Annotated in this window: 3 protein-coding genes; all 3 read left to right on the forward strand. The window is 43.3% G+C overall.

Annotation, left to right across the window (positions count from 1 at the left end; genetic code table 11):
• The first annotated feature begins 10 nt into the window (after nucleotides 1–10).
• From ACFSX3_RS18415 to ACFSX3_RS18425, 3 genes are read left to right on the forward strand one after another with little or no spacing between them, the layout of a single operon-like run.
• Nucleotides 11–6,829, forward strand: coding sequence for a hypothetical protein (locus ACFSX3_RS18415; RefSeq protein ID WP_209993301.1), 6,819 nt, complete (start codon nucleotides 11–13; stop codon nucleotides 6,827–6,829).
• A gap of 3 nt (nucleotides 6,830–6,832) precedes the next feature.
• On the forward strand, nucleotides 6,833–12,523 hold the full coding sequence (locus ACFSX3_RS18420) for a hypothetical protein (RefSeq protein ID WP_209993302.1): 5,691 nt from the start codon (nucleotides 6,833–6,835) through the stop codon (nucleotides 12,521–12,523).
• A complete protein-coding gene (locus ACFSX3_RS18425) occupies nucleotides 12,520–14,133 on the forward strand; it encodes an S-layer homology domain-containing protein (RefSeq protein ID WP_209993303.1) in 1,614 nt (537 codons plus the stop codon). Before ACFSX3_RS18420 ends, ACFSX3_RS18425 begins: the two co-directional genes overlap by 4 nt.
• The last annotated feature ends 209 nt before the right edge of the window (nucleotides 14,134–14,342 follow it).

The following is a 14,342-nucleotide window of genomic DNA, read 5'->3' on the forward strand; positions in this document are numbered from 1 at the left end:
GAGGTATTTTATGAAGAAGATTTTAAGCTTGATGCTGGTACTTTCGCTTCTCGCATCAGTAACGCCTGTTTATGCGAATGTAGCAACAGAGTACGCCTATATGTTTGGTGTGAAAACAGGAGGAAACGATGACGGCGGAACAGGTGATGAGATTCACATGGGCGTGAGTACCTATGAATCTGGACTACCCTCTGATCATGCAGCAAATCTTGGCGGAGCTCCCGCTTGGTCTGATATAAAACATACCTTTAAAATGCAAAATATTCCACCATGGAGAATGAATGAATTCGTTTTTTGGCTGGTGGGCAGTAATGACTGGTACGGTGAATCTGTGGATTTGTATCTTCCCTATCTTGAGGGGAATACCAATCCAGAGAAGGTAATGACCATTCCAATACACTCATGGACAAAAGGCAAGGACAGACTGTATCATGACATTTCGGACGTAACCAAAAGAAAATTCACAGATATAGGCTATGTTGACGAGCTTGGAGGAGAGTTCTATCTGGATGCGAATTCGTCAGACTCTGAACGTGTAGAGTGGAACAAATATGTCAGAGATCAATATGGTTATTATGACATCATGCAATATGAGGATGCTCCTGTGTTCAGCTATACTGTTTCGGACGACTCTGTAGGCAGGGATTGGTTAACATTCCAGGAACCAACCAAAACAAAAACGTTTCAGTTAGATATTGACCGCAAGAAGCTTCACGATCAAATGGTTGCACAGAACAAAGCAGAGATTTCGCTAACCTACAGGGTGGCGCTGCTTGCCCAGTCTACCAATGCTGAAAGTCTCGGGGGGACCTTTGCCCATACAAGCTCAGGAAATCCCGAAGTTAAAACCTATTTAACAACAAAGATAGGGCAAGCGGATTACTATTATAAAGATGTAACTTATACGTTCTATCGTAGTATATATAACCTCGGCAACCCTGATATCAATCAGACTGTTACCTATTCGCCGAGCCAGGACAACCGATATCTGAATCGGAAATTGACAGATGTTAACATCACAGTTGAAGCGGTTTCCATTCATAAAAAAGCCATGACGCAAGAAATTAAAACGGAGCTGATCACCAACTTCCAAGCCACGCCTTTGTTATATATTGGGAACAATACGACAACACCGCTTGCCAACCTAACCATGACCAAACTGCAGGGCAATGACGGCAAACCAAACGGCAAACTTCAGTTCACCGGACAAGTGCCGCTGGATGTTAGTGCAGTTGAAAGCGAGGGCATAAGGCTTCAGCTTGACAACGTATCTACCCATCTAACGAAAAAAGGCCGGGCTCAGGCCTATCATTTGGAAAATCCAACTCCAGAATCAGCAACATCACAAAGTTTTTATTTCTCAACTCACAAAGTGGACACAAAAACACCAACTGTAAGAGTGACCGATAAAAATGGAAATGACCTGGTGGGGGCAGATTCCATTCAAAACAACATCAAAAAGCTGCATGAATTTTATATGGTTGCCAGCGAAACACTCTATCCAGACGGAAATGTCGCCCACAGCGAGTCGAATCAAAACTATTTTAATTATGAGCTGTACAAGAAAACTGGTGATTCCTATGAACCGGCCATGACCCGAATCACAAACTTTGACGGTACAGGAAACAGAGCAAGAGTTACCGCACCTATTAACACGCAGGTTATCAATGGCGTTAGCCTAAAACTAAGTCCAATCGATCGGGCGGAAGGCGAATTCAAGCTTCGGCTGTATGGATGGGATCAAGCTGACAATCCGCTTGGCGGAGATGCCGGATATGCAGAAATTGAAAATATCAAAATCGATAATCTGGCTCCGCGAGTGACCGTAAACGAAACGGTACATCCGCAAGATGCACAGCTTCGCAAAAGAAATGACTATCGCTTTGAAATGAACGACCTTGAGCAAAGCAATAACGGCTGGTCAAGGACTTATTATACCTTTATGAACGGAATTACGGCGCCACCTGACACGCCAATCAATCAAATTAAACCTGCCTCCACAGAAATTGCTTCAACTCAAGGGCTGTGGGCATTCGTAGACTCAGAAGGGGATAGCACAACTGCCATGCTATCCATTCCAAAAGGGGACAACTATGAGGGAACTCTCTATTATTTCACAGTAGACTCACTTGGAAACGATTCTAGAAACGAGCAAGCATCAAGATACTATAAAAAATCTGTGAGTATTTTCAATGGAAATGTTGCCGACACCCTCCATACGGAGGATTCAAGTCTTCCAAAGCCGTATTTTGACATTAGCTTTGACGTAAGCAATTCAAACCTTGAAACGAGTTATCGGTGGATTTCTGATCCTGGCAATGACAAAAGCTTTACGCAAAAATTTAGAGTATACGAATCAAGCGATGATGTTGGTGCAGCTGAAAAAACTAATCTTAGCGGAACCAAAGTTTTGATGGACGGGAGATATATACTGGAATATCGTGTGAAAAATAAACAGTCTGGTAACACTGCCGAATTTTCACAAGTATACACGTATGACGCCTATTCCCCGGAGATTAAATATACCGCAGGAAGTCAGCACGATCATTTCAAATCATCACAACAGTTTAACATGAAAGTGACAGACCGCAGTGGAATTGCAAGTGCATATTACTATTTATCTAAGCCAGACTCAGAGATCAGAATTGAAGAGTTGCCAAACTATCCGCTGACTCTGACAATGGACAGTGACAATATAGCCCAGGTTAATCAGACCTTGACCCTGACAGGACTTCCAACAGGTGCGTACAGCATTGTTGTTGTGGCCAAAGACCCGCATGGCAGAGAAAGCAAAAAGGTTTCCCCATACTTTGGCATGAGGTCAGAAGCTGCAATCATTGACACATTGAACTTTACGGAGCCAAAGACTTTAAACGGAATGGGTACAACAACGGATGGAACCTATAGTGTCTATGCTGTTTTGAATGAACCGCATGCAGCATGGACTTCTGATAGCGCATTGAAATATCAAAAACCGGTATATTATGCAACAACGGACGGCATGCCAACAGATAACGGCGCTTTAGTTTCTGAGTTTACAGCGAGCAACAATTCCGGTGGGAATTATGCCTTTACACTCGACACACCGGTTCCGCTTCAAGAAGGTGTCAACACCATCTACTTCCAGTTTGGACTCATCAATGCTCCAGCTGACGACAAACCTGAATTTTTAACAGAAGCAAGACCGCTTACCATTCTTTATGATAGCCAGGCACCAACCTTTGAATTGCCGGACTATAGCACCATTCAGCCAACAAACGCATCCGTGACAGCAACAATCATCGCAAGTGATGCTGGCACAGGGATTAGCAAACTGACAGTTGCACCAGAGGATGCAGACAAAATCACGGTTTCTCCATATACAGACGGTGCATTCACAGTAACGGTAAGCGAAAACATCACAACAAAACTGATCCTGTCTGATGAGCTTGGGAATCGTGTTCTAGTTCCTATTTCCGTATCTAACATTGACCGGGCAGCTCCATCTGCGCTTGCTTCAAGTAACATCGTGACCAAAGGAGCAAGACAAGATGGTGTGATTACAGTTGATGTCTCAGACAAGAACGATACAACCGTTTCATTCGCGCTTATTCAAGACCCGGCAGACAACCATATTCTAACCGAAACGGACTATGCGTTGTTTCAATCAAGCCATTCCGTGGAAATGCAGAGTAGTCCGGTAATCATTAATGGCGAAGGCAATAAACAGAAAACCTACACCATTGACTTGAAGGGGCTTAGTGGAAGTTATGCCATTGGGGTCAAAGCCGTCGACACAGCAGGAAATGTAACTGAAAAAGTGTTCTTTGACTCAAAACTGGACCTGGTTGACGCGGAGGCATCCATTGTAAGTGTCAGCGCAAACCCTGCAACAACAAAAACCACTGCAACGGTTAGCGTTTATTTTAACGTTCCAGTCACCGTGATGCCTAACGCACCTGTAGAGGGTGATGTTGTGGGTGAAATGGCAAGGTCGAACCTTCTGTATACAGGACTTTTAACAACATCGGCTGACTACGTAATGGACTACGAGGTTGTAATTCAAAACAATAATAAAATCAGCCTCTATATTCAGGATGAAGTTGGAAGGGATAGCGTTCTAGAATTCACGCCTGATGTTAATTTCGTTACAGGATTTGATATTTCAGGTCATGTAGAGAAAAATGGTCAAACGATCCAAAACGGCGGGTTCATATCCTATAACCAGGGCGATAAGCTTTACTATGTTGTCGTTCCGGAACCAAAGTATTCCGGACAATATTTCTTTGTTGAACATGCAGTGTTATCTGGATTAGAACTCAATACCGAGCTAAGTGTTCCTGACCCATCATTTACAGAAGCAGAAGGAAGAACAGCTTATTCAAAGCTGGTATTTGAAGCGCTAAGAGACGGCAAAACAACAAAATCAGCTTATTTCGAGTCATACACGGCAGAAGGTATGGAAGCTGACCGGATGGAAGATGAATATGTTGCCATTACAGTGGTTGACGAAACTGCACCAGCTGCAAAGGTGGACTATTCGATGACGGAGTCAACCAACCAGAGTGTTACCGCAACACTTTCTGTATATGACCCGGAAAGCGGGATTTTGAAACTTGAGCGTTCGTATGACGGCATAAGCTTTAGCCCCATTGAATCTATTGTTTCGCATACCGAAACCTTCGAGCAGAATGCAACGGTATATTTCAAAGTGACAAACAAAGCCGGAATAGAAACGATCGTGCCAGTCACCGTGTCAAACATTGATAAAACGCCAATCACGCAAGACACACACTACAAGGTTGAATACAGCTATGAGAACTATCTTGGGAACTGGGTTCCAATCACAGAAGGAAAAGCCTATAGAAGGGTTATGGCAACGCTCAAGTTTACCGGAGGCGGAAAAACTCTTTCGATGACAAACAACAACGCAGCCTTCTCAAGGACTCTAACTGAGGATAATAATACCTTCACATTTGAGTTTAGGGATCAATCGGGCAACACAGGTTCTCATACGGTTAGCTATAACCAGTTTGATAATACCATTGGCCGAACATCCTATGTGTTATCCAATACGGCCAAGACGAACCAAAATATCTTTGCAACGATCACTTTAACGGATGATTCAGGTGAAATAGCATTCGCAGAGGTGAAGAAAGGCGATGTGGTTTATCCCTTCAAAGGGGAGCCGCTTGAGAATGAATATGTCGTTGAACTGGACAGCTCAGGAATTTACAATGTGACAGCCTATGACTACGCTGGAAACCGTTGGACGACTCCGATCACCGTCTCAAACATTAACAAGGTAACGCCTACTGCAATCGCAAGGACTTACAGCACGCCACCAACCACCATTACTGCACAAAGCGTGAATGTTGAGTTGACCCAGTTCAGCAAGGATATCAAAACGATTACAGTCACCGGTGTAGAACCTACCGGAAGCCTAACTGCCAACGATATCGTACATATCCCCGGCACAAAAGCTGTTCGGTTTAGAAAAAATGGTACAGTGTCCATGTTCTTTGTTGACGACTATGGCAACGAAGGACAGGAAGTGATTACCATATCGAATATTGTGTCCACACCGCCGCAAATCAAAGCCACTGCAACATTAGCTGAAGATAAGCTGAGCGTGAATGTAACCTTTGACCAAATCCGTGACAGTGACGGCGTTCCGCTGGACATTCTTAGAAAACTAACAGAGCTTACCGTTTCTTATCGTGGATATGAACATGCACTTCTAACTGAAGTGAAGGACGAGTCCGGCGATGCCCTGTCCTATAAAGAGGCAGTAATCAATGTTAAAACTAACGGAGAGCACGTCTTTCAAGTTAGGGACCAAACAGGCATCACGCAAAAAATTCTAGTAACGGTTGAAGGAATTGAAGTGGGCGGCCCAAGGGTTAAAGAAGTTCGCTGGACATACAAATATCTCGAAAAGAACCAAAGTGGTGAGTGGGTGGAAAAGGATCATCAAAACAAGATTGTTGTTGGTGTTGACACCTCTGGAAAAGAAGAAGGATATGTTGTGGGAATCGACAAGAACCCGGCAACAAACCAGAATGTGAATGTCACGGTAATCACGGATAAAGATGCTAAACTCGTGGGCGGAAACGATCCTTGGGAACAAGAGAAGTCAATGAACTATAGAGAAAATGGACTTTACAATTTTAACCTTGAAGGAAGAACAGGGACCTATACCTCGTATGGTGTTGACATTGGTCTAATCGACAAAACACCCCCTGTGCTAAAACTTAAAAATGGTGAAGAGCTAATCTTCATCGAAGGCATGACGCCTAAAAAAGATGCCTCCATTGCCTATGACAAGTCTAAGCTTCTAGACTTCGAAGCATGGGATATGGTTGCGGGTAAAAAGGTCGACCTGACGAACCGGGTCACCATAAGCTATGGAACTGGCGGGCGGGTGTTTAACCCTGACAACATCTTAGCAAATGAATTTGTTCGCTCGAACCCGTATTATATCGACTATACCGTAAGAGATGATGCAGGGAATCAAACCACCATTCGCCGGACCGTTCGCCTTGTGGGTCTTTATGACACCATAGCTCTTGTGAACGGCGTTATGCCAGACAGCTCAAATGCTGCGTCCGTTATTGGAAACAAGGTTGAAATTTCATTGAAGAACTTTTCCGGGATCTCGTATGCACGTTATGAAAAAGGTGTCTTAACACAAGGTCAGATGAAGACAAAAGGAACGGTCCTTCGGGAGAAAAGCGGAGTGTATACCCTCGATAATGTTACGAACGGTTGGTATACCGTATATATCCAAACGGATAGACGCGATTATTTCAACATTCATGTATATGTCTCAAATCAAGGAGGGAAATAGGCAATGACGTTCTATAGAACAATGAAACGCAGTATAGCTGCAGCTATTATTCTATCCATGCTTTTCACTTTTGCAAGTTTCCCTGTTCATGCTGACGCCAGTAATGCGGATTATTCCATTGCGAACGAATTTATGAAATATTCAATCAATTCAAAAACAGGTGGTTTCTCCATCGAAACCATTGATGGTCATCCACAAAAAGCGTTTGACAACAACCTTCCGCTTCTTTATAAGGAAGATACGGCAAGGAGCAATGGAACATCCTTCACAACCGTTCGTATCGACGGAAAGGATTTTATTTTCGGCCAGGAATATGGCTGGTTTGGGATCGATACCAAGCTTCATGAACCTGTCGTTTCAGAGCAAAACAGACTTTTAACCATTGCATGGGACATTAAGGGCTATACCATTACACAAAAGGTGTCCATTTCGATAGACCCTAACAATTCAAGGACTGGTAACATTGGTATTTCATATGATGTGAAAAATAACAATGCCACAGCCGGAACGGTGGGGATTCGGCTTCTTCTAGACAACGCGCTTGGTTCAGAAATTGATGCACCTTATGTGTTGGTTAATCCGTCGCAACCGACAATCGTTGAAACCGAATATAGCGGTGACAGCCTTCCGCAGCAAATTAGATATGTTGATTCTCTTTCAGCTTCGAACAAGACGGCTTATGCCCTCTTGTCCGGCTGGAGCGGCAACAAGGATGTGAACGTTGATAAGGTGATTGTCGGGCACTGGATTAATCTTGCAAACACAAGATACGATTATACACCAAACCCTAGTGTTGACTTTACTAATTACTCCAACAAATATTTAGTTCCTGACACTGCAACGGCTTATTATTGGAATGAAAAATCAATTGAGCCGGGTCAAGTCAGAATTTCTGAAATGCTCTATGGTATCGGTAACTTTGCTGAACAAACCAAAAAGGAGCATGTATCCATAGGGATCCACACTGAACAAGTATTACTTACTAACGACAAAAAAGCTTATGAAAACAATGGTGTTATTAAAGCAAATGTAGTCATTGACAATAGTGTCTCAGGAGCAAAAGAACTTATAGAACCCATTGTGAAGCTTAGCCTCGAAGAGGGACTTGTGTTTGCAGCCACGAATACACGAGAATACACGGTGAAGATTTCGGGCGGTCTTAACATTGGAACGGTGTTTGATATTCCGGATGTTGACATTATTGCAGAGACACAGTCTATGATCACATCAAAACGTCTGGTCGTTTCGTTAAACGCAACAGAAATTATTGATGCTAGCACAAATAAAGTGGTTGACTATAGTGCAAACACAAACATTTTGATTCCAGCAGTTGAAGGAAAGCTCCCGGAAGTTTCAATGAAGCATGTTTTCCCGGCGGCAGTTTATTATGAAGGTGACAAAAACCTTACCGTTTCTGGCGATATGAAGGTTCTGATGGAGGCCCTTTCGGGAAGTGACGGATGGAGTCTGTACCTTGTTCCATCATCCAGCGCTGAGGCTGTTCTGATTGACAAAAGAAAAATAAGTTTTATTGATGAAGGTCAAACGCTTGCCTTCTCAACGAATCAGACGTTGGCGGTTGGAAAGTATGACATTGAATTTAGATTTACGAATCAACAGCTGATCGATGCCTTCGGTACAAAAATCCAAGCAACAACTAAAGTGGACGTCACCAATAAAATAGCGGATAAAAGTGCAAGCTACGGTATTGTTTCGCTAGTCCGATTCACAGACGCTGCAAACAACAGACAGTTATATGATTATATTAGTTTTACAAACGAAGATGTAATGAAGAAATTTATATCCGGCGGCGTGAAAAAAGATGGCATTCTTCACAAAGAAATAGCATTTGAAGAAAATAAAACAGAAATTCTGTTGACCCTTCGCGGAAAAATCAGGCTTATGGATACGGGTAAAGAAAAATATTACTCTGCCAGCAGAGCCGATGGCGATATTACCATCAACAGCATCCTGACCTATGACAGCAACGAAGCTCTTAAGATGACCGTTGACAACAAGGGTGCAAAGCTAGAAGGCGATGGCACCGTCAAAGTGATCAACTCGATTAATATTTGGCATAATAAGTGGCATTTCGAAGTGAGCAATGGAACTAAATATACCCTGGATCGGGAGGCTGTTGCCGAGAAGACTGCTCAAGCATTTGAACTTCAGCTCGGAGATGCCGGTTCTATGATGCAAAATATTGCAGGTTTTTTGATCAATATTAAATATGGTGTGATGACCCAGGACGATGATGATTTCGGAATCAGCTTTGGCGGAAGAATTTCAATGCCTTTAAAAGCTGCTGATCCATCTAAGGGTGAGGAGCATTATGATTATAAAGGCTCGCTAACAGCGAACGTTCAAGATGTTCTATATGGCAGTAAAGACAGCGAAATTGGTTTTGTTGGTATTAACACAACACTATCTGTAGCCCTGCCCAAAGATATATTAGGCCCATTAGTAGGAAACGAGGCCGGTGTTAAGGCGGATATAACCATTAACACCATTGATGATATTTATAGCATTGATGCCGGTGTTTCCGTTACCATGCTGGAAGTAGAAGGGTCACTGGCACTGAAGAAGGTTCCTATTAACGAAGTTCCCAAGATGATGCTGGACAAGCTCACCTTCTTTTTAGCGCCAACTACAATGAAGGTTCCTGTGGTTGCACCTTATGTATTTATCACAGGCCTTGGCGGAGGAATTTCGAACCTTGCAGACACCGTTGCCGGAGAACCGGCAGGTGAACTTCCACCCCTTACCATACATCTTCAAACGAGGCTTTTAATTAATGCGATTATTGTAGGTGACTTTAAGCTGGATGCAAAACTATCGGGTCTTGCCATTGAAGGTACTGGCCGGTTAGAAAAAGACGAAGAAGGAAGACTTCTTAATATTCAAGCGGGAATGAATGTTCAATGGATCTCGCCGTTTCAGCTCAATGCCTTCGGCAGCATCAGTATTCATGCCGGAGCCATTCGTGGCGGTATAACGATTAAAATTACGGAAGATTATTTTTATGGTTATGTTTATGCAGGGCTGTTCATTCCAGACTCCATCCCGCTGCTTGGGGGCAAGGAGATCGCAGGAGTTGAGGCAGCAGTCTCATCTGACTTTGTGGGTGCAAACTTTAAGGTCATTGGGGTGAAGCTTGGCTTTATCTATTATTGGAACGGTGATCTAAGCTTTGGCGGGTCCATCGACCTCTCTTCAAGAGGAGAAGCTGTTCACTATGTCCACTCGGAAGCGCTGGACGAGAGCGGCAACCTTGTGCCAACCACCATGATCTATGGAACGAATATGAGAAGACTGAGTACGGAGGCCATCGCTAAGACAAGGGCCGGGAATGGGGTTACAAAAGAGATTAACCCGACAACAAAGGATGCACTTCTCTTTGAAGTTCCACTTCGTGGTTTAATCAAGCCTTCTGCATCAGAAATCATTGTCACCAATCCAAATGGAAAAAGATTGACCATGGTTGAAGACGATAATAAGGGCAACGGAAACTATCTTGTTCAATCTTTAGATGGCACTAATTATTTGTACATTTCAGTCACTGATCCCTCTCTGATTGTTGGGGGGAACTGGTCCATTTCAGTTTCAACACCTGACGTTTATATAGACAACTTTGCAGTAAACAGTGTTGACTATATGCCAGAGCTTACAGGAGTTAGTGCTTCTACTAGCACAAATACAAGCCGTGAACTTAACGTTTCTTGGACAACGGACAAGCAAGGCCAATATTCGGGTGCACTTAATGTCTATGTCACGAAAGACCCGTCAATCATGAAAACCATCGAATCCTCTAACATTCAAGATACTTCATCCTTAATTAGTATCGGCAACCTGGAGTTAGATGAAATTGAATCAGGTTCTCACGTATTCACGCTTCCTGAGTCCTTCCCTGAAGGGAAATATCATGTGGTGGCAATGCTTGTTAACCATCAAGGCGGAATGAGCAAGAAAATCACTGCTTCAACATTCACTTTCACAAATCCATTGCTCCCTCAAAACCCTAAATCTGTGTCTGCGGCCTACAGCGGTGACGGCTATGTGAAGGTTGCTATAACGGGAAGCGACGATACTGCAACACATTATCTTGTGGCGATCGAAGACGAGGATGGGGTTGAGATCGAGAATTCCTTTGGTCACTTTAAAGTGGGCAGTGACATCATTCTAAAACCATTAGAAAGCCAAACCAACCAACCTCTATTACAGGAAGGCAAGACATATTTTGTTAAAGTGCAGGCTGCTAGAATTGTGGAGTCTCCCCTGAAGCAGGCGGAATATTATCGGTCAACCGAATTTGTATCATCGCCAAGCTTTGTTATGCCTTCAACGGCTAAACCTCAGCTTGTAAGCATTGAAACAAACGTTGACCGGTCAAAAGATCGCTATTACTTAAACACTGACCAATTAAAGGCGACGTACACCTTCGACAGACCTGTTAAAATGACCTTAAATCTTAACACCGAAGATAAAAACACGCCTCAAGAATTTAAGAAGGTCTGGTCTTTTGAAGAAAGTCTTGAAGACGGCCAGCAGCTGGTTGACTTTATAGCGGTTGCTGAAAACCGTGACACCCTCCAAGGCAGCAGGTCATCAGGGGCTATTGGATTTACTGTTGATACAAAAGCACCTGCGTTACTCCTTGATGAAGATGTTCAAACCAGCCTTGATAAGGAAAACGTTGATAACACTGTCAGCAATCAAGTTGTTTTTGTTGGCGCAGACTCAAGCTACAGCTTCCGTGGTCTAACAGATCCATCCGCAACATTAACGTTAGACGGCACTTCAGACGGAATTGTTATCAGTCCGGACGGAACCTTCGTTGTCAATCGTAAGGCCTCGAGTGAGGACCCGAACCAAACCCTGATGCTTAAAGCGGTTGATGATGCCGGTAACGAAACGGCTGTTCCGGTGTATCTTGTGAATCGTGTTTTGTCAGAGTATGAAAGCATTAAACTAATCTCTGACCTGGAAGGCTCCGAGGATCAGCCTGATTCGATCGAGCTTGGCATAGGCGGGACAACGGCGCTTTCTGTGAAAGCTCTCCGTACAGTTAACGGCACCGTTCTAAAAGCAGAAGACGTTGTGTGGGACGTTCTTTATAATCAGAACATCATCAGACTTTCGCAAGATGGGACAATTGAAGCATTAGCTCCAGGCGAAACTGCCATCAAGGTTAGTTATAGACTGTCTGCCTTTGAAGGCCAGGACGGGAAGACGGTCTATAAAGAACTGTCAGACGTTATCAAAATCAAAGTAAAAGATTATGGTTACCGTTATGAAGTTCGTCAGACACAAGGGTTCTCGTTGTACACCATATACACTGAAATGAACATGGGCAAGGCAACGGTTGTGATTGGAGGCAACAAACAAACTTTGTTATATGACAATCTTAAGAAAGCATATATTGGTGCTTCAAAGGAGCTTGTCACAGGCGAGCAATTAACAGCCAAGCTTGGTTTTGAACCAACGTTGAAATCTCCTGTTCTTCTGCGTGGAGACACCGATGGTAGTGGTGCTATGGATAAAATCGACGTTATGGCAACATTGAATGCTATTTTAGACAATGTTTACAACGGTTTTAGTTCTGTAGAAAATTGGATGAGAGCTGATACAAACGGTGACGGCATTGTTGACATTGTAGATGCGCAGCTCACACTAATGGAGGCACTTAAAAGATGATCAAATACTTAAAAATCATTTTGTGCATCATGCTTCTAGGGGCTGCCCTACCATCATATGCCTATGGCGCAAATGATGCTGCAGACCTTAGTTATCGTGTGGGCATCACAGTAACGGACAGCTCGGGTTCCTTAAAATCATCATTTAAAGTCGGAGAAAAAATATTTGTTAAGCTTAGTCTTTCCTATACGGGTGCCGGAAGGGCACCTGTATATGGCTTTCAAGGAAAGCTGCAGTTTGATTCTTATGTACTCGACAATACCGCTGTGAATGTGGAAAAGGACATTTCAATGAAATATGCCGATGGTGCCATCAACTATGTCTATCTGGATATGACCGCCAACGGAAAAGAGGATTCCATACTGAAAAATATTGGAACGGCTGTATTTCAAGCTAAGAACAGCGGCACGTTCAGCATCTCTTCAAGCGGCTTCATTATAACGAACAAAGATGCGACACACCGGTACATTGAACCGGTTGAAGATGTGCAAATCATTGTGGGCACTGGAATAAAGGACCCCTCAAAATCTCTATTATATGAAGACATTGTTGCTGCAAAAGCTTTACTTGCTTCAGTTACTATTGCGGATAATCCCAAAAACATCTACTATCCGGATCATTGGTATCCGACAAAATCCGCTCAAAAACTGAGAGAGGTGATTGCCGGGGCTGAGGCTGTTTTTAATAACAAGGATGCGCTGGCGTCGGAAATCACTGAAGCTATTGAAAAGCTTAGCATTGGTGTTTCCGATTTCGAGAACTCCAAAATTGTCGGCCCGAAACGTTGGGCTGCTCCGGCTGACAATACCACAGTCAATAACACCGCAGTTGATCTGTACTATTCCGTTAAAGCTTCTGTTAAAGGCGGAAATGGCAAAATTGCCGAGGGCTTTGAAGCTCAGACCATTCGCGCAACAACCTCTGCAACCATCAGAATGATTCCGGATGAAGGGTTTGAGACCGAATATATCTTTGTCAACGGTGAGAAATTTATAGGTCATGACATTTACACCATTCCAGAGGTTAGCCGTGACACCATTGTTGTTGTTGCCTTTGCGAAAAAAACTCCTTTTACAGATATAGCACATGACGATTGGTTCTATTCTTCTGTAAGATATGTTTACAACAAGGGACTATTCACAGGAACCTCTGGAACGGAATTCTCACCCTCCGGGAAAATGAGCCGTGCCATGCTGGCCACTGTAATCTATCGCATGGAGAATAAACCGAATGTTAAATTTGCAAATGTATTCTCTGATGTTCAAAGTGGCCGTTGGTATTCAGATCCGGTTATTTGGGCCAATCAAAGCAAAATTGTTAACGGGTATGATAAGGGTAAATTTGCTCCCAATGATGCCATCACCCGTGAGCAAATTGCTGTTATGCTGCATAGATACGCAAAGGTTAAAGGTGTTGACCTTCAAGCAAAAACTTCAAGCCTGAGCTTCAAAGATGCAAATCAAATTTCAGGTTATGCCAAAGAGTCCATTACTTGGGCTGTGTCCAAGGGCATTATGAAGGGCAACACGGATTTGACTATAAATCCTTCGGGTCTTGCAACCAGAGCAGAGGTAGCCACTATGCTCGAAAGGTTTAATGAGTTGAACTGAATATAAGATGAATACAAACCAAACTGACTTAGATCTTCTCTTTGTTAGTTTGGTTTCTTTATGTGAACTTTGATGAAGTGTGGAAAATGGGAAATAAATCCTCGGCAGACCCGGGTTCCGGGTCTGCCGATCTTTTAAAATGGACGGCACCAGCTTTTGGATTGACGGATATTTAGAACGGTGGTAATATTAACCCAAAGTAAAAACCT

Origin of the sequence: Paenibacillus rhizoplanae (assembly GCF_042684125.1) — a bacterium.
Lineage (GTDB): Bacteria > Bacillota > Bacilli > Paenibacillales > Paenibacillaceae > Paenibacillus_AQ > Paenibacillus_AQ rhizoplanae.